Annotated in this window: 8 protein-coding genes; 7 read left to right on the forward strand and 1 reads right to left on the reverse strand. The window is 51.7% G+C overall.

Annotation, left to right across the window (positions count from 1 at the left end):
• Window positions 1–62: 62 nt before the first annotated feature.
• Window positions 63–1,502, reverse strand: a complete 1,440-nt coding sequence (locus tag E5331_RS17960) for an arabinan endo-1,5-alpha-L-arabinosidase (protein ID WP_275441292.1) — start codon at window positions 1,500–1,502, stop codon at window positions 63–65.
• Window positions 1,503–1,937: 435 nt separating this feature from the next.
• Here E5331_RS17960 and E5331_RS17965 point away from each other — a divergent pair, with 435 nt between their 5' ends.
• The 7 genes from E5331_RS17965 to E5331_RS17995 all read left to right on the forward strand — a co-directional run bounded on the left by E5331_RS17965 (window position 1,938) and on the right by E5331_RS17995 (window position 20,193).
• Window positions 1,938–6,179 (forward strand): two-component regulator propeller domain-containing protein, encoded by a 4,242-nt coding sequence (locus E5331_RS17965; protein ID WP_168355291.1) that lies wholly within the window; start codon window positions 1,938–1,940, stop codon window positions 6,177–6,179.
• 228 nt (window positions 6,180–6,407) lie between these two features.
• Window positions 6,408–8,243, forward strand: a complete 1,836-nt coding sequence (locus E5331_RS17970; protein WP_135986113.1) for a hypothetical protein — start codon at window positions 6,408–6,410, stop codon at window positions 8,241–8,243.
• Window positions 8,244–8,344: 101 nt separating this feature from the next.
• The gene (locus E5331_RS17975; protein WP_168355292.1) at window positions 8,345–11,398 is read left to right on the forward strand and encodes a SusC/RagA family TonB-linked outer membrane protein; all 3,054 of its coding nucleotides are present in this window, start codon (window positions 8,345–8,347) and stop codon (window positions 11,396–11,398) included.
• Between the two features lie 15 nt (window positions 11,399–11,413).
• Window positions 11,414–13,183 (forward strand): RagB/SusD family nutrient uptake outer membrane protein, encoded by a 1,770-nt coding sequence (locus tag E5331_RS17980; RefSeq protein ID WP_135986114.1) that lies wholly within the window; start codon window positions 11,414–11,416, stop codon window positions 13,181–13,183.
• 37 nt (window positions 13,184–13,220) lie between these two features.
• A complete protein-coding gene (locus E5331_RS17985; RefSeq protein WP_123484460.1) occupies window positions 13,221–16,454 on the forward strand; it encodes a SusC/RagA family TonB-linked outer membrane protein in 3,234 nt (1,077 codons plus the stop codon).
• 18 nt (window positions 16,455–16,472) lie between these two features.
• On the forward strand, window positions 16,473–18,242 hold the full coding sequence (locus E5331_RS17990) for a RagB/SusD family nutrient uptake outer membrane protein (protein ID WP_123484461.1): 1,770 nt from the start codon (window positions 16,473–16,475) through the stop codon (window positions 18,240–18,242).
• Between the two features lie 46 nt (window positions 18,243–18,288).
• Complete coding sequence (locus E5331_RS17995; RefSeq protein ID WP_420813853.1) at window positions 18,289–20,193, forward strand: arabinan endo-1,5-alpha-L-arabinosidase; 1,905 nt, start codon at window positions 18,289–18,291, stop codon at window positions 20,191–20,193.
• The last annotated feature ends 148 nt before the right edge of the window (window positions 20,194–20,341 follow it).

The following is a 20,341-nucleotide window of genomic DNA, read 5'->3' on the forward strand; positions in this document are numbered from 1 at the left end:
GAAGATTAAATTTCAGAGGACTCTGACTACTCAGAGAACTCTGAATACTCAGAGAATTTTGATTATTTGACACGTTTACCCCAGACGGAACGACCGTTGGAATCGAGTCCGGTGAATAAGATGGTATCGGTCTCACGCTCCCAGTCATGACCGGCATGAATCACGAGATCCGTTATCCTCTCACCATTCACCACGAGCGAGAGCGTCTGACTTTTCTCATCAAACTTCCAATCATCGGCTCCGGATTTCAACGGCAGTATCACGGAATGATTACCCTCCCCTTCGCGGAGATCGCCTTCACCCCATAGAATCTGTCCGGCTTCAAGGTTACGCTCCACTCGCGGCTCCATGACGCGCAACACCTCCCACTCTCCGCAGAGATCGGCGGCAGAGAAATCACGCTCCTCCACTCCGGCATATCTTTCGGGCGACACTACAGGCCAACCCTGGGGAGTCATATACAGACGGCGAAGATGAAGCACCATCATACCTGAATCCTTCGCATAACGCCCTTGATGTGCCATGAAATATCTGCCGGCGCCATCATCAAACACTCCGCAATGGGCAGTGCCAAGCCATCCGGGATGCCCCTCAAAGCTATAGGGTGCGGTAAGTATCGGGAAATTATTGGTGGTGTCGCTCACCTCCTTACCATGGAAATCAATAAATGGTCCCTCAGCCCTATCGGCACGCGCCACGCGCACATTGTAAGTGGTCATCAACGGTTCATAGCTCTGGAAGAGATAGTATTTACCGTTTGATTCATGGCGTACAATCTCGGGAGCCTCAAGATTATCCTTACGCCAGTTAGCACGACGTGCCACGAGATGCCCCTGGTCGCCGGGAGTGCGAGCAAGTCCGGTAGCCGGATCAAGTTCCACACAATAGAGTCCGCCGAAATACGATCCATAGTGCATCCATTGACGACCCGACTCATCTGTGACCACCGAGGGATCAATAGCATTCATCGCGGAAGAGGTCTCCGTCTTCACCACAGCCCCCTTCTGCTTCCATGGCCCTGCCGGAGATTTAGCCTCCGCCACGCCTATGTATGACGTATTCCTACCAAATGCCGACACACAATAATAGAGACGGAAATTTCCGTCGCCGCAATCCACTATATAAGGAGCCCACACGTTGGTTGCACCATGACCGCCTGATTTCTCCTTCACCCAGCTGACAGCGTCTGCCGGTATCTCCGGAAACACCCAGCCGATAAACTCCCAGTTGACAAGATCGCGCGAACGGCGCATCTGTATGAAACCGAGAGGCACGCCATGCGCCTCAGCCGCCTTACGGTCTTCGCGGAATATGGCATCGGTGGAATACATGTAGTAATAATCCCCTATCTTGCGGCATGAGGGGTCGTGCACGTTATACGTACCCCATGATTTCCAATTCTCCATGCCGGAGATGGCGGAATAGTCGTCATTCCAAGGATTTGGCACATGCTTCGGTGTAAATGTCTCGGAAAGAGCCGGAAGCGAGAACAGCATCGCCATACATAATGTAGGGAAGAGTTTCATGATTTTTATTCGGTTTTATTTATTATGAGATAATGAAATATGGAGAAAGTTCTCCTGCTGCAAAATTAGATAGATTACCGGAAGGGAAGGTGTAAATTTCGCGCTAAAAGGGGTAATCGGAAAGCGGGGAACGGAAATGACGGCAGAAGGTGGATTTTTGGATATAAATGGTGAAAAAATCAATTCAATAGACATCTATTATGTTAATAATCCGATAAATGTCATAAATTTGCACAAATAAAAATTCAGCTCTTGTAAAGACTGCAAATATGTTATAAATTTGCACAACCAACCGGAAGATGACTATCCGGACAGAAAGAGCGTTCAACCTTTTAAATAACCTGAAAGACTAAACAAGTCAAGAAAGACTAACCTTCTATCAACAGAATGAAACTGAAAAGCCTAATCAAAATGAGATTCGGAAGGATGAATCTCCCAATCACGTTAGTGGCATTGGCTGCTTTGGCGGCAATACTCCCCGTAGAATCACAGGGAGCTGATTCCGCATTTGCCGAGAATCATTCGGTCAGTTTCATATCCATGAATTCCGGTCTGTCGCATAATCTCGTCGACGACCTGTTCCTGGATTCAGAAGGCTACGTATGGATCGCCACCTCCGCCTCTCTGGCACGCTATGACGGCTATGAGTTTGTCAACTTCACCCCCAACTCACCGGAACGCCGCATCAAGAGCACGTTTGTAAGGAAAGTGGCGGAAGACCGGTTCGGACGTCTGTGGGTGGCAAGTGACGGCGGCATCGACATCATTGACCTCAACCAGATGAGCGTAATCGACATGGCATCAGATAATGCCGAATACGGTAAGATAGCATCTCTGCCATCCGGATATGTGGCAGCCGACCATGCAGGCAACGTCTGGATAAGGAATGAGAAGATGATCGTATGTATCATCTTTGACGACAACGGCAACATAAAGGATATGCAATCCATTCCGCATCTCTCCACCTCTATAATAACTACCGGAGCCTTGAAACCGCTATCCGGCACCGGCGACGGAGTATGGACAGCAATCGGGGGTGAAGTCTGCCATCTCTCATTAGAGAACGGGAAGATCTCACGCCGCAACACATCAAAGGACCTGAAATTCCCCTCATCATCCTATATCTCTGATTTCGAAAAAACAGGCAACTACATCTGGATCTCCACCGACTCCGGGCTCTACCGTTATGACCACTCTACGGGGAAGGTGCGTGTCTACAATGAGCTAACCGACGGCAACTGCTCGTTGTCGCGAAGTTTTATCACCGCCCTGGCTGTTACCTCCTCCGGAGATCTCGTCGCCGGCTCCCTAAACGGACTAAATATCTACAATCCCTCTGAAGATGGATTCATTAAGGTAAAGGCATCCGAATTGACAGGAGGCACCGGACTCAACAACAATTTCATCAACTGCCTGCTCACGGAGGGAGACAATCTCTGGGTAGGCACTGAGGGGTGCGGCATAAATCTGCTATCTCCACGACGCCTTATCTCTAAGACATTCCGCCATTCCCCCTCCGATGCCAAGTCGATCTCTCCCAATCCTGTGAATGCGATATACGAGGATGAGAGCGGCATTATATGGATAGGCACGGTGGAGGGCGGACTTAACCGCGCATCAGGTGACTATACGGAGGGATTCTCCCATTTCACCACTGCAAACGCGGGATTGCCACACAACACGGTCAGCACAATCACGTCTGACCGTGCCGGACATCTCTGGGTAGGCACATGGGGTGGCGGTCTCTGTATGTTCGACAGAAGCAATCCGTCAAAAGTGCTGAGAATCATTAACACCGGACCTGACGGCAGACATCTTGACCACATAGGTGCAATCGCCTACGACCCATATAACAATCTCATCTGGATTGGTGCGAACTCCGGCATCTTCATCTACAATCCGGAGGATGAAAGCCTGAAAGTGCCGTTCAAGGATGCCGATAAAATGCCGGGAAGTGTCGCCGTAGCTATAGCACCCGACGGACGCCTGCTTATGGGAAGTCTCGAAGGATTACTGATAGTGAATCTAAAAGAAGGATGCGGCAAAGGAAGTTTCAGCTACAAGCACTTCCAATATAAGTTTGATAATCCGGAATCCAATATCAAGGAGAAAGTGAATTGCATCACCCTTACTGAGAACGGCAATATCTGGGTAGGCACCAACGGCAACGGAATCTATCGGTATGAGAGCCATAATGGGGAGGATAAATTCATCAACTACAACACCACCGACGGTTTGCCCAACGATGTGGTGCATGGACTCGCCGACGATAAGCAAGGTAATCTCTGGATTGCCACTTATCACGGGCTATCATGCATGACGCCGGAAAACCACTTCATTAACTTCGGGATCAACAATGGTCTCGACACCGAGCAATTCTACTGGAACGCCTACCGACGTCTTGCCAACGGTGACATTCTCTTTGGCAGCGTTGACGGGCTGGTGGCAGTAAAGGGTCTGTCGCTATCAAAAATAAGCAAGATCTTCCCGGTGAGATTCACCTTCTTCACTGTTGACAATCACCGTCTGCATGGGTATACTGATGCAATGGAGCTTTCCGAGAACGACCGCTCGTTTGAGATAGGATTCTCCGCATTCGATTATGCCGGAGGAAAGAACGGAAGATATTATTACCGTATGAAAGGGTATGATAATGATTGGAATACCCTTCATCCCGGACGTCACAGCGTGACCTACATGAACCTTGCGCCCGGAGAATACTCCCTGGAGGTGAAGTACGTGAGCGATGGGCAATCGATAGATAGCGTACCGGTATCCCGCTTTGATATATGCGTGACGCCGAATTTCTACCGGAGATGGTGGTTCCTGCTCCTTGTGTCGGTGGCGATAGCCGGATGCGTGTGGGCAATATACCGCTGGAGGGTGAGCGACCTGACCCGCCAACGCAACCAACTGAAAACCGCCGTCAACGAAGGTGTGAAGGAGATAAGCGAACAGAAATCCCTCATCGAGACTCATGCAATGGAGCTTGCCACACAGAACAGGGAGCTTATCTTGCGCAACGAGCAGATAGTGAAGCAGAAGACCCAGCTGGCAGAAATGGCAGGGAAAGTGCAGAAGCTGACCGCCGACAGGATATCCTTCTTCACCAACATAACACATGAGTTCCGCACCCCTATCACCCTTATAATCGGACCGATAGAGAGGGCTTTGAAGCTGAGCACAAACCCGAAAGTGATTGAGCAATTGAATTTCGTGGAGAAGAACTCACGCTACCTTCTGTCGCTCATCAACCAGCTGATGGATTTCCGGAAGATTGAATCCGGGAAAATGGAAGCTGTCACGAAGCGTGGCAATATCCGCGAACTGATGGAAGACATCATCAAACCATTCGAGGCGTATGCCGAAGAGAGAGGTATACAGATGAAGACCATCTATCATCTTCCCCACCCTATCTTTGACTTCAATGAGGACGCCATGCGGAAGGTGGTCACCAATCTTCTTGGCAATGCCATAAAGTTTACCCCCGACAACGGTTGCGTAAGAATCTACATCTCCACATTCCGTAGTCAGCAATGCAGCGGAGGGAAGGATATGTTCTACCTCTGCGTCAGCGACAACGGATGCGGCATAAAGGAGGAAGACATCAGCAAGGTGTTTGACCATTTCTACCAGGGGAGCAGCCAGATAAAATATCCGCTCATAGGCGCATCCGACAGCGGCATAGGTCTATATCTCTGCCGTCGGCTTGTGGAACTTTACGGCGGCACAATCACGGCACGCAATAATCACGGCGACGGATGCTCCTTCCGCGTGCTTATACCCATAGACAATGCCGAGGTAGAGTCTGCGGTGTCCACATCTGCCATCGCCTTGAACAATGACAGCGCGGAATTTGCAGGAGACACCTCCGACGGTCGTCAGAAGACAGTGCTTGTCGTAGAGGATAACGACGACATGCGCGCATTCATGCGCTCGGTGCTGTCTGACCATTATCTTGTGGAGGAGGCTGCCGATGGAGAGGAGGCGCTGCATCTGCTTCTCACTAAAGACGTGGATTTCATCATCAGCGACCTCATGATGCCGGGGATGGATGGTCTGGAGCTTGCATCTAAGGTGAAGGAGAATTTCGCAATCTCCCATATCCCGTTTGTCATGCTGACCGCAAAGACCTCACAGGAATCACGCATGGAGGGCTACCGACGGGGCGTGGACGACTACATACTGAAACCCTTCGACGAGGATATGCTCCTCGCACGAATAAGCAATATCCTTGCCAACAAGCAACGCTACCAACGTCGCTTCATGTCGGACATGGAGGTGGAACATCTTGAGATAAACGAGGAGAGCCGTGATAAGAAATTTGTCGACAAAGTGATGGAGGTATTGAGAAACAACTACTCCAACTCCTATTACGACGTAGGCGAATTTGCCGAAGCCCTGGGCGTCAGCCGTAGCCTTCTCAACAAGAAACTACAGAGCCTGATGGGACAGAGTGCGAACCAGTTGATCCGCACATACCGTCTGAAACTTGCCCACGAACTCATTCTCCAGAACCGCGTCACCCGCAACATGAACGTCTCGGAGATAGCATTCCAGGTAGGATTTAACGACTCCAAATACTTCACCCGATGCTTCACGAAGCAATTCGGGGTCAATCCAAGCACCCTGTTGAGAGAGAATGACAAATGAGTCCATCCAACCCTCATTATGACTGAAAGACAACAATAAAAGAAACATCTAAAAACATAAAAATTGTATATGAATCGGATTATCCACCACCTTTGTCAGATTGTCCACCTAATACGCACGCGAAAAGTCCTAATTTTGCGACCGATAATGCCGGGAATCTACCCGAAAGTATACAAAACCTATTCAAACAGAGAAATAATTAACCTATTATAACAACCTAATATCATCATGAAGACAGAAAAATGGATGCCAACGGCAACCCTTGCTGTTCTGCTTGTCGCAGCAACTTCATGCGACGACTGGGGTAAACAAGACCCCCCTGCCGGCAACCAAGTGGTGCCGACATTGGAGAACGTTGCGTCTTTTGATTTTGAACCTGTCGAAGGTGCGGAAGGCCTTTCGGCTTTCAAACTTTTCACCAACACACCGGGGACTCTTCCTCCGACGATTGTGGAGGATGAGTTCAAAGGCAATGTGCTCGAACTGAACAATGGATTCATGACTATTTCCAATCCTCTTGCAAAAGTGACCTTGCAGAAGGGGGCATCTTTCACGTTCTGGATGATGCAGCCCATCGTGACGGAAGCCGATGAAGAGGGCAACGAAATAGCCATGCCCCAGAATCTTGACGGATCTCTTCTCCGATTTGAGAACGAGACCGGCAACGGCTCTTTCTCTCTTAATGCAAACGGAGGCTTCGTCTATGAGGCTGCCGATGGCGAATGGATAGAGAATGATCCGTCACAAATCACCACCGGATATCTGAAGCCCGGCGAATGGCACTACGTGGCTGTCGTGATAAGCAACGACGGCTATGAATGGTATGTAGACGGCGACCGTAAGGTCAGCAAGATTGTTGATAACTTCGATTGCTCCAAGATTGTCAAGTTTGTCAACAATGTCCCGACAATGAGTGTCGGAGGTGCCGACAATTCCTCACGCTGGCTTATTGATGATCTGAAGGTGTATCGCAATATAGTGACCGCAAAAGAGACAGCTCGTCCCAACGTCAACAACGGTGGTGGTGACGAGGGTCCGGATCTCAGCACATGGGTGCTCCTCGGTGCAGAAGACAACTCAACAGGGTTCTGGAGCACATGGTCCGACTATGTGAACCTTACCGGAGACGGCACAATCCATTACGACTTCTACAATTACAACACCGGAAAGACCGACAACTGGTGTAACTGGGCTCTTGTGCTCACTACAGGTGCTGAACGAGGCGGAGACGGATATGCAGAATACCTATACTTGCGTGCCGATGCCTTCGGATGGGGCAGCAACTATAACGGCGAGAACATCAAGCACGACTTCGACTGGGGCACGTTCATGTCGGAAATGGATGGTGCGTTCGTATCGCTTGACATCACACGTGTCGGTACGGATGTAAATGTCACAGCATTAGTGACAGCTGAATCGGGCGTACAGCGCAACTACTCAATAAAGGTAGAGGGCGTGGAGAGCGACGTGCTTGGCACATTCCTCACCTGCGAAGGCTCTCACCTCCTCATCAATCCGGAGACTGTATTCGTAGGCAAGACCTACAAACCGGGCGAAATGGTGACAGGTCTTACTGACTGCTCTACGCCTTGGTGGTCTGCCCATTCTCCCAACAATAAGTTCGAAGGTAACTTCAAGAACTGGGGTGTGGAATTTGTGAATCACACTCTCGGAAATGGTGGCAACTGGAACAACTGGCTACTCGTCTGCTCTAATGGTCCTTGGGTTGGTGAAGACGGATATGCCGAAAACTTTGTGCTCCGTTCCGACGCCTTCGGATGGGGTGCAAGCTTCGATGGTGGAAACACCACGATGGAGCAGACTTTCGACTGGGACAACTACGTGGCTGATATGAAGGACGCAAAAGTCAAAATTCTTTTCAACTATAACAATGGTAAGCTTGACATGCTCTGCCGCCAGACCACTGCCGACGGGCGCCAGATGCCTGACTACAAATTCTCAGCCAAAGAACTCACATCTCCTATCGGTCTGTTCTTCACTTGCGAACTGGCTTGGCTGGAGTTTTCAAAAGTGGGCTACTATCCTTGGGCTAACGCTCAATAATCGTTAACTTTAAAATCTAACAAGACATCATAATGAACAATCAACACTTTAAAGCCGAAGGACGGCGGAGCATCTCGCTCCGCCTCCTCCTCCCGGTTCTCATGTTGGCTATGGCAGTCTTCCCGGCAGCCGCCGACATTGTGAAGGGCACCGTCATTGACGCCTCCGGAGAACCGCTGATAGGCGCAACAGTAATAGAGAAAGGAACCACCAACGGCACCGCCACTGATATTGACGGCTTCTTCCAGCTCAATGTGAATGATGCCAAGAAAGCTGTGCTGGTGATCTCATACGTGGGCTATGCCACTCAGGAAGTGCCCATAAAAGGTCTGAAGGAAGTGAACGTCACTCTTCAGGAGGAATCCTCGCTTCTTAATGAGGTAGTCGTTGTAGGCTACGGTCAGCAGAAGAAGGAATCCGTTGTGGGTGCCATCTCACAGGTGAACTCCGGCGACCTCCTCGAGACTCCCTCCGCCAACCTCTCACAGGCTATCACCGGTAAGATTCCGGGCGTGATCACGTCGCAGACCTCCGGTGCTCCGGGTGCAGACGACGCCTCAATCTACATCCGTGGTCGTGCCACATTCGCAGGCGATGCCCAGCCGCTTATCCTCGTCGACGGTATCGAGCGTAGCTTCTCGCAGATCGCTCCCGACGACATCGAGACTATCTCTGTATTGAAAGACGCATCCGCAACTGCCGTATATGGTGTGCGTGGTGCAAACGGCGTCATGCTCATCACCACAAAACGTGGTAAGGAGCAGAAACCTATCGTCAACCTGACCGCCTCCTGGCAGTTCCAGACCCCGACAAGAAAAGACACATACCTCAACTCCTACGAATCTGTATCTCTTCTTGAGGAGGCTCTTGCCAACGATGGTCTCCCCTCCCAGTTCTCCGCTTCCGACCTCGACATGTATCAGAAATCTGTCAACGGTCAGCTCAGCGGCGTAGATGCACTACTCTACCCTAATGTAGACTGGTATGACGAGATTCTCCGTTCATCAGCACCCTCGCAGCGTTACAACGCAAGCGTGCGCGGCGGCACAAAGAGAATGCGCTACTATGCTTCTCTTGAATACTATGACCAGGAATCTCTCTTCAAGAACCTCTCAAACGACCCCTACGGCAACTCATCATCGCTCAACTACAAGCGTTATGGTTTCCGTGCGAACGCCGACTTCTTCCTGACAAAAGACCTCCAGCTCTCCGTCAACTTCGGCACACGCTTCGAGGAGCGTCGCGGTCCCAACTCCGACGAGAGAGACAACTTCAGCAACGTCTTCTATCAGCTCAACCACACTCCAGGCTGGCTATTCCCGATAGCATATCAGGTGCAGAACGGCGACGAGATGAAGACTCTCTACGGCGGCAGCTCCCAGTATCAGAGCAACGTCTACGCCACACTCGCCGAGGGCGGCTACTACAAGGCTGTCAACACCGTCAACGAGACAAACTTCATCGCCGACTACAAGATGGACTGGCTCACTCCGGGTCTCTCCGCCCGCGCAATGATGAGTTTCGACTACGAGAGCTACCATCGCACCACATACTCGAAGAACTTCGCAACCTACGAGCTCAACGACCGTGAGAACTACGATAAGATTGAGGCGTATAACCGCTTCAATACCGACACGCAGCTCAGCAACTCACGCTCAAGCAACAGCATCTACAAACTCTACATGGAGGCACAGGTGAACTACAACCGCACCTTCAACGACCTCCACGAGGTGACTGCAATGGCTCTATACATGCAGAACGACTACCGCTACAACAGCGATCTTGCCCGCCGCTATCAGGGTGTCGTAGGTCGTGTGACTTACGCTTATGACGGACGCTATCTCTTCGAGTTCAACGCCGGATACAACGGTTCGGAGAACTTCGCAAAGCAAAAACGTTTCGGCTTCTTCCCCTCATTCTCAGCAGGCTGGCGTATCACGCAGGAGAAATTCATGGAAAGCACTGCCGACTGGCTAAGCAACCTTAAGCTCCGTGCAAGCTACGGTCAGGTAGGTAACGACGTATATCAGGTGAACGGAGTGCGTCAGCGATTCCTCTACGAGCAGAAATGGTCGCAGATCGGCAATGACTACTACTTCGGCAACACCGGTATAACCGGTATCTACGAGCAACAGTATCCCAACTACGGAGTGACATGGGAACGTGCCCACAAATACAATGTGGGTCTTGAGTTCGGATTCCTCAACAGCTCTCTCTCCGGAAACATCGATTTCTTCTGGGAGAAACGTAACGACATCCTCACCGAATATCTCACCCGTCCGCTATGGTTCGGTGTGACATCCGCAGCAGGAAACCTCGGCAAGACAACCAACAAAGGTTTCGAAATCGAGCTTCACTACAGCAACAAGATCGGTCCGGATTTCAAATACAACATCAGCGGAACCTACTCTCATGCCAAGAATAAGATTACGGAGATGGATGAGCCTGCCAACAAGACTGACTACCGAAAGCGTGAGGGTCATGTCATCAACCAATACTTCGGTCTCGTTGCCGACGGGTTTGTGACTCAGGCTGACATCGACGGAGGTAAACTCCCGACCTCAACTTTCGGCACAGTGAAAGTGGGCGACCTCAAATACCGCGACATGAACGGCGACGGTTTCATCGACGATCGCGACGAGACTTTCATCGGCTATTCCGACATACCGGAAAACACTTACGCCCTCACATTGGGTGCTGAATGGAAAGGTATCGGTTTCAGCATAATGTTCCAAGGTGTTGACCACGTGAGCCGCTACTATGATGCAGAGTCAATGTATGCCTTCGTGGCAGGCGGTAAGGTAAAGGAGCATCATCTCGACCGCTGGAATCCCGCACGCTCTGAGGCTGAGAACCTCGCCAACGCAAAGTATCCTCTCCTCCATTATGACAGCTACGGCGACCACAACCAGCGTCAGAACTCCTTCTTCCTTAAGAACGGCTCGTTCCTGCGTCTGAAGAATATCGAGCTTTCATACTCACTCCCGGAGAAATGGATCAAACATGTCTATATGAGCCAGTGCCGTTTCTTCGTCAACGCCAACAACCTCGTGACATGGGATCACCTCGATGGTCTGACCGACCCGGAGAGCAACGGTTCTAACCGTTATCCCATCTGCAAGACCGTGAACTTCGGTGTCAATATCCAATTCTAACCCAACTCTGAATCAATGAAAAAGACATTAAAATATATAGCGGTGGCTCTTTTAGCAGGTTGCGGTGCGACTCTCTCTTCGTGCAGCGACTTCCTCGACAAGCAGCCATCCAACGAACTGACCGAAGAGAAGGTGCTCGCCGACTGGAACCTATTTGAGGAGTTCCACTACGACACCTACAACTTCCTCCGCCACGGCGCACTGAGAGTCAACGACTCTTGGCTTGATGCCGCCACCGATCTCGCTCAGACTTCTTACGCAACTGCCGGGACTCGCACAACGTTCAATATCGGCAACTACTACGGCGGAGGCGGTTATGCCGAACTGATCGACACATGGGAATCACGCTACCGTGGCATAAGAAAAGCTAACTGGGTGCTCGCTCACATCAACGAGGTGCCGAAGAACCCCAAGAACTCCGATGAGGTGCATGCCGGATACGTGAAGAATTTCACTGCCGAAGCCCGTTTCTTCAGGGCATTCTTCTATTGGGAGATGTTCCTGCGCTACGGTCCGCTGCCTATCATCACTACCGTGCTATCTCCTGATCAGGATATGATCACTCCCTACACGAAACGCCCGACCACAAAGGAATATGTGGTAGACTTCATCCTTAAGGAACTCGCCGAGTGTGAGGCTGATCTTCTCGACAAGGATAATGCATGGACCACCCAGCGTGCCGGACGCCTCTCCCAGCCTGCTGCACGTGCCCTCGCCGCCCGCATCAAGCTCTACATGGCATCACCCCGCTATGCAGCAGAGAGCGGAATCACATGGCAGGATGCTGCCGATGCAGCAAAGAGCTTCATGGATGACTACGGCAGCATGTTCGGTCTCTTCGCTCAGGAGAATATCTCTGCATCCGACAACTACGGCAACGCCGTGCTATACTCAACCTATTCCGGCTCAAACAACGAGACTATCCTCTTCCGCAATGATCCGGCAATCGGCTGGGGAAATATCGCAGCCGACACCCCTGTAGGTGAAGGTGGTCGCGGTGGCAACTGCCCCTCTCAGAACCTTGTCGACATGTATGACATGGCAGACGGAAGCTCCCCCTTCGCTCAATATGACGCGACCGGTGCACCCGTCTATGGCAACGGCGCAGCCTGCCCCACCATAAATGCGGCAAGCGGATATAACGACGCCGATATGTGGAGCAACCGCGACCCGCGTCTCGCCGCCACAATTCTCTATCAGGGCACACCCTGGGGAACCATGCGCGAAAACAGCACAATCGATGTGCGCCCCGGAATGGCTGACAACCCGACAGGTAATGCTAACGCCACCCCGACCGGATATTATATGCGCAAGTATATCCCCGCCACAATCCTCTCAAGCAACCACGGCGGCTCCGCTCTCCGTCCCTGGACCATCATCCGCTATGCCGAGATTCTCATGAACTATGCTGAGGCGATGAATGAGCTGAACGGTCCCTGTCAGGAGGTTTACGACATGCTTGACCGCGTGCGTACCCGCGCCGGAATAGCCGGCTCTGTGAAAGACCGTGCCGATCTCGCAAGCAAAGATGCAATGCGCAACTTCATCCATAAGGAGCGCACCGTGGAATTCGCTTTCGAGGAGCACCGCTCTTGGGACGTGCGCCGCTGGAACGTGGCTGTAGAGGCTCTTGCCCGTCCTATCTACGGTATCAACGTGGCTATGGATGGCTCGGTAAGCCGAAAGGTGGCTCAACAGCGTGTGTTTGACGCCAAGATGTATCTCTATCCTATCCCCGAAACCGAGGTATGGAAAACCGGACTCGAGAACAATCCGGGATGGTGAACCTTAACTTCTTCAAATTCTGAAAAATTCGAACGAAATGAATAACATCATAGAATATATGTCAAACAAGGGTAAGCTCGTGCTGGCTTCCGCCTTCATCGCTGGCAGCGGAATGACAGCCTTGGCTGCCGTGACCGGCAATACCCTTAAAGGCAAGGTGGTTGACCCGGAAGGGAACCCCATCCCCGGCGCGGTAGTGAATCTCGCCGAACAGAGCAAGATTGTCTTCACCGACGAGAATGGCGAATTTTCAATCAAAGACGCCAACTACGATGATGAAGTAAATGCGAAATGCGTGGGATACCTGGCAAGTGTAATGCCGGTGGAGGATTTCAGCTCACCGATCACAATTGTGCTCCAGCCTGATTCCGACCCCTACTCCCATGAAGCTCCCGTGGCGTTCAACGAGCAGAAGAAGAAATTCCTCACTGACTCCCGTTCAGTCGTGACAGGCGAGGAGCTGCAGCGTTACCCCGTGACCGTGCTTCAGAACGCATTCAACTCGGTTCTTCCGGGCGTTTCAACCTACGAATGGTCGTCTGAACCGGGTTGGACTGAGACCCAGATGTATGTGCGCGGTATCCGTACAATGAACACATCTGCCCGTAATCCGCTCGTGATTGTCGACAACGTGGAGCGCGACCTCTCATTCCTCGACGCATTCCCGATCGAGACAATAACCGTGCTGAAGGATGCCGCTGCCACTGCCCTCTATGGTATGCGTGGTGCAAACGGTGTGATTCTCGTCACCACAAAACGTGGTGAGTCGGGAAAGACACGCATCGACTTCACTCAGGAGGTAGGTTTCCAGACCCTCTCCAACAAGATGGAGTCGCAGGATTCCTACAACATGGCTCTCACCCGCAATCAGGTGCGTTATCTCTCCGGTCAGGAACCGATGTATTCGGCAGACGTAATTGAGAAATATCGTCGCGTATGCAACGGCGAGACTCTCGAAGGGATGGATAGGTACCGCTACTTCAACACCAACTGGTTTGACCAGCTCTATCGTGAGACGGCACCAGTATTGAAGACCAACCTTCAGATCTCAGGTGGCAACAACCGCGCACGCTACTACGTGTCGTTCTCCTATCTCCGTCAGGAGGGTATGTGGAACAGCGACTGGACTAACATGATGGACCGCTACACCATGCAGCACGTGCTCAACCGCTGGAATCTACGCTCGAACCTCGACATCAATGTCAACAAATACCTCCGTGTAGGTCTCGATCTCGGTGGACGTATCGACAACATCAACCAGCCGACCACAGGCGTGTTCAACCTCACCACATTCGGTGCTGTGGAGGCTAACCCGATGGAGCCTGTCTACACTCCCGACGGTCATATCTACTCCTCAACCACCGCACAGAACCCTGCCCGTCTGCTCGGTTCCGCAGGTCAGGAGAAGAACCGCCGACGCAACCTCTACTCTACAGCTGAAGTGACCGGTCTGCTCGACCCAATCACAAAGGGTCTGGAGGCTAACCTCGTTGTCAGCTTCGATGCCTTCGACGTGTTCCAGTCGTCGCAGTACAACTCAATCAACACATATTCGTATGACTACATGAATATGGACGTGACCAAGCCGGAAGATTTCACCCTGACTCAGACCACCACATATTCAGAGCTTACCAACCCGACTGCCAACGAGCGTGCCAACTCATGGACACTCAATTTCCGGTTTGGTTTCAAGTACAACCGCGACTTCGGCAAGCATCATATCGATGCTAACGCCTTCATCCGCACGTATCAGCAGCGTCTGAATGTGAGAGAGGCAAACACCGACAACTCTCAGTATTCTTCCGACCGTTTCCTCTCTTGGAACGGACAGGCAACCTACGTATTCGACAACCGTTATATCGTGTCGGGTAATATCTCACGCATGGGTAACGACAACTTCGCTCCGGATGACAGATGGGGCACATTCTGGGGTGCTTCTCTCGGATGGGTGGCATCGCAGGAGAGCTTCCTGAGAAATCCCAACATCGATCTTCTCAAACTCCGTGCATCCTACGGTAAGGCTGGTATGAGCGATACAGGCGCAGGACGCTATCCCTATCAGTCGATCTTTGCATCCAACAACGGTTACGGCTTCGGTCATAACGCAACATGGGTGCCGGGTATCATAGAGAGCATCGCAGGAAACCCCAATAGCAAATGGGAGATCTCAAAGATGGTCAACATCGGTCTTGACTGGGATTTCTGGCACAGAAGACTCTACGGTTCGTTTGATATCTTCAAGGAATGGCGTAGCAATATCCTCGTCGAGAGATCCACAATCCCCGACATCATCGGTATAACCTACGCGAAAGACTCCTACGGCAAGGTTGAGAGCAAGGGTCTTGAGCTCGTGATCGGTCATGCCAACAGAATCGGACGCGTCAACTATTCAATCGAGGGTCAGCTCTCCTGGAACCGCAACAAGATCACCGAGATGGACGAGACCGAACCACTCGTGGAATGGCAGCGTAAGACCGGACGCCCGATTTTCGAGCAGACTTCAGTACAGCAGCTATACGAGGGTGCGTTCAACGGCACTGTCGGCGGTTGGAACCAGTATCAGTTCGTGCAGTGGGCATCAGATCCCGATCTGATCGCCACCAGCCAGGCTGATGCAATCGCCAACCCCCACAAATATCCCTACAACTCCGCATCGGCAGGCAACCAGCCACTCGGCACCGCAGTCTTCAAGGACCTCAACGGCGACCGTATGATCGACGAACGCGACATGGCTCCCATCGGCTACACTATCATGCCGGAACTCACACCCTCTGTCGCTGTCAACGTAGGATATGCCGGTTTTGACGTCCGTGCCGTGCTGACTGCTTACCTCAACCGCTCGGTATTCGTATCTCCGGCGGCATCCTTCTCCGGCTGGTCAAACATGGGCACACACGAGGTGGTCAACGCTTGGGGTTACTACACTGACGACCCGACTGATCCCCGCAACATCAATGCGAAATATCCGCGTCCCGTCTACGGTGGGTTCAACAACATCGACTCAAACCGCGACACACGCACATATCAGAACGACATCTGGATCATGAACGGCGACTATCTCAGCCTCCGCAACATCGAAATCGGTTACTCCCTTCCAGAGAAACTTATCTCGAAAATCCACATGAGCAAATGCCGTTTCTACTTCAGCGGTTACAACCTCTTCAACTGGAGCCACCTCCCCAAAGGAATGGACCCCGAGAAGCCTATGTCTTACTGCTGGTGGTATCCTAAGACCCGTATCTTCAACTTCGGTGTCAACGTAACCTTCTAATCTATCAATTTGCATAAAATGAAACACAAAATATTATCAATAGCCGCAGTGGCAGCCCTCTCTTTGGGGGCAGCCTCCTGCAGCGATTATCTCGACAAGGAAGTCGACCTCACGCAGCAGGCCACGAATGTCTTCAACGACTATGACATGACACGTGGCTTCCTCGCCCGCCTTTATGATTACCTCCCTGACGCTTTCGCCCCCTACAACTCGGGTGACCTTCAGAACGGCTCACGCGACAACATGACCGACAACTCCATATCTTATTGGAGTGGTCATTACTACCACTCTGTTGTCAACGATGGATTCACTGCCAACAACCACTTCTACTCCACTTATTACTGGAAACGCGACTATCCCGGCATACGAGGCTGCAACCAGTTCATTCTGAATGCAAAGCCTTCCGTGATAGGCAACAGCGAGAAACCGGGCGACGACAACCGCCTCTATGACCGTTGGGTGGCTGAGGCTCAGGTGCTCCGCGCTATCCTCCACTTCGACTTGGCACAATGGTTTGGTGATGTGCCTATCGTCGGCGATGATGAGAACGGCACCCCCATCATCCTCGATCCGGCATCCACAATCCCCGGACGCACCCCATGTGCCGACGTGCTGAAATGGGTGGCTGACGAGTGTGACAAGTATAAGGACAATCTCCCCTTCCGCTATAGCAACGAGGAGGAGAACTGGGGACGCATCAACGGTGCTGCCGCCTATGCTCTCAAAGCGCGTGCCCTCTTGTATCGCGCTTCTCCGCTCCACAATCCCAACAACAACACGGAATGGTGGGCTGAGGCTGCAAAGGCTTGTCAGGATTTCTTCACCAAGAACAGCCAGCAGAGCAATCCCTATCGTCTTTACCGCACTCCGGATGATGATCCCAACGAGAACTATTATCAGTGCTTCGTGGATAATCCGGTGCTCAACAACGAGTATATCCTCAGCCGTTCCGTATGGACCACTCGTGTGATCGAGGAATGTCTCGCGCCTGTGGGATTCCAGGGTAATGCAAGTTCATACGCCCGTACCAACCCGACCCAGAACCTCGTTGATTCCTACGAGACCATCAACGGTCTTCCAATCGACAAAGACCCCACATACGACCCGCAGAACCCGTATGCCAACCGCGACCCGCGTCTTGAACAGACCATCTTCCACCACGGAAGTATCTGGGGCGATGCATACACTAATGAGGAGCGTATGATTGACGTGACTTTCGGCACAGGCATAGACTATCAGGCTCTGCACGGAGGAACTATGACCGGATACTACACCAAGAAATTTGTCAACAACATCTCTTGGAGCAGCCCGACAAACTCCCGCCACGCCTGCCCGATCTTCCGCTATGGTGAAATGCTTCTCAATGCAGCAGAGGCTTTCAATGAGGCTGGAAACATTTCTGAGGCTTACAAATACATCAATGAGTTGCGTTCCCGCGTAGGGATGCCCGCTTATTCCGGTATGGATCAGGCTACTCTCCGCGAGCGTATCCGCAACGAACGCCGCATCGAACTTTGCTTTGAAGACCACCGTTTCTTCGACGAACGTCGCTGGAAACTCTTCGAGGGTAAGACTCAGGCTTCCGAGAAGAACGAGCCTTATTATAAGCAGGTCTACAACCTCTATGGTGTGACCGTGAATCCGGAGGCTGCCAATGTGTTCACCTACGGTCCCGCCGACACGTATCCCGTCAGAGTGTTCAACAGCCCGAAAAACTACTATATCCCTATCCCTCACAGCGAGACACTGAAAGCAAAATTGCCGCAGACTCCGGGTTGGGAGATGTAATGAGGAATTACTATTCTCTTTCTCAAATCTAAAATATAAGTTCACAATGAAACTGACAAAATACGTATATTTCGCTTTCGCGGCAGGTCTCCTCTTCACAGGGGCCTGCAGCGATGACGACACCATCTCCTATCCGGAGGGTGAGGGGATAGTGATTGAGATGCCGACCACTCTGGAATCAGGCGGCACCTACGCCTCATTTGCCGCTCTTTTCCATCAGAAGAGCGACAGCCGCTATACGAAAGCCGGCTATGTGATATCGGAAACTCCGAATCCCACAATTTACGGCAGTGTATATGAGGGCACAGTAAGCGGCGACACCATCAAGGTGACCATCACCGACCTTGCCCCCGGCACTGACTACCACGTGCGTGCTTTCATGAATGAATACAAGGGGAACGTGATATATTCGCAAGACTTCGTATTCACCACCGGAGAGGGCACTCTTGAAGAACAGCTCGCAAACTATCGCGGACCAAAATATCCCGACTACTACGTGGAGCTATCCGGATGGAGTAGCCGCGACCAATGGAACCTCGCCAACGTGCACGACCCTTCCGTAATGATGGCTAATGATGGATATTTCTACATGTATCAGACTGACGCATCATACGGCAACGCTCATGTCGAGGGTGGTCACTTCCACGGTCGTCGCTCGAAAGACCTCATCAACTGGGAATATCTCGGCGGCACAATGCCGGCTCTCCCGGAATGGGTGGTGCCTAAGCTAAATGAGATTCGCGAAGGGATGGGGCTTCCCACCGCCAACCCCGACGTGAACACATTCGGATATTGGGCTCCATCTGTGGTGAAAGTGAAGGATGATCTCTACCGCATGTACTATTCCATTGTCGTGCCCGGTCTTATTGACGGCGACAACTCTTGGGGTGAACGTGCCTTCATCGGAATGATGGAGAATACCAATCCCGCTAACAACGACGGATGGGAAGACAAGGGCTACGTTATCACCAACTCTTCCGACAAGGGTCTTGATTTCCATGTCTCCCCCACCGACTGGGCTAACTGCTACTATAAGTTTAATGCAATCGACCCCTCCGTTATTATCACTGAAAGTGGTGAGCATTGGATGATATATGGATCATGGAACTGTGGTATTGCCGCTGTGAAACTCGACCCCGCCACGGGTAAGGTGGCTGCCGAGCTCGGCAACTGCTGGGGCACGGATGCCGAGATCGCCAACTATGGCAAGCTGATTGCAACCCGTCAGATGGGGAACCGCTGGCAGGCTTCCGAGGGTCCGGAGGTAATCTACCGCGACGGCTACTACTATCTCTTCCTCGCATACGACGGTCTTGACGTACCCTACAACACACGTGTGGCACGCTCCCGCAACATTGATGGTCCGTATCTCGACATGAATGGCACCAACATAACCGAAGTAGGTGGCGACGCATATCCTATCGTCACTCATCCCTACCGCTTCAATAATTCCCCCGGATGGGTGGGATTCTCACACTGCACCGTGTTTAACGACGGAGAAGGCAACTGGTTCTATGCATCTCAGGCACGTTTCCCCGCCAACTACAACGGCAACGAGTTCAGCAACGCTCTCATGATGGGTCACGTCCGTTCAATCGTCTGGACAAAGGAGGGATGGCCTCTCGTGATGCCCGAACGCTACGGCAATGTGCCGCAGCTCGCGATTGCCGAGGAGGAACTGATCGGCAACTGGGAACTGATAGACCTCAGCTATGCCTACGCCGTCATGAAAGAGTCGGCAAATATGACCCTTACCGCCGACCATAAAGTATCCGGCGGTAGCTGGGATGGTGCCGACTGGAATTTCGATGCCACAAACGGCATCCTGACCGTAGGCGAAACGGAGCTTTACCTGAAGCGTGAGTGCGACTGGGAGAATGCAGACCGAAGGGCTACAATAGTATTCGCCGGAATAAAAGGCACCACCTATTGGGGCAAGAAATCAATCTGAAGAAACCAATCCGCAACGGATCACGCGTAACGAGAGCGTGACCTATAATTCCGACACAGTTCATGCCGTCAGGTGTGGACTGTGTCGCTATTTTCCTGACTTCGTCACTTTTTGAGGGTTAAAAATAAATATCATTGATAATTAGAGA

The organism is Lepagella muris (genome assembly GCF_004793975.1).
Classification (GTDB): domain Bacteria; phylum Bacteroidota; class Bacteroidia; order Bacteroidales; family Muribaculaceae; genus Lepagella; species Lepagella muris.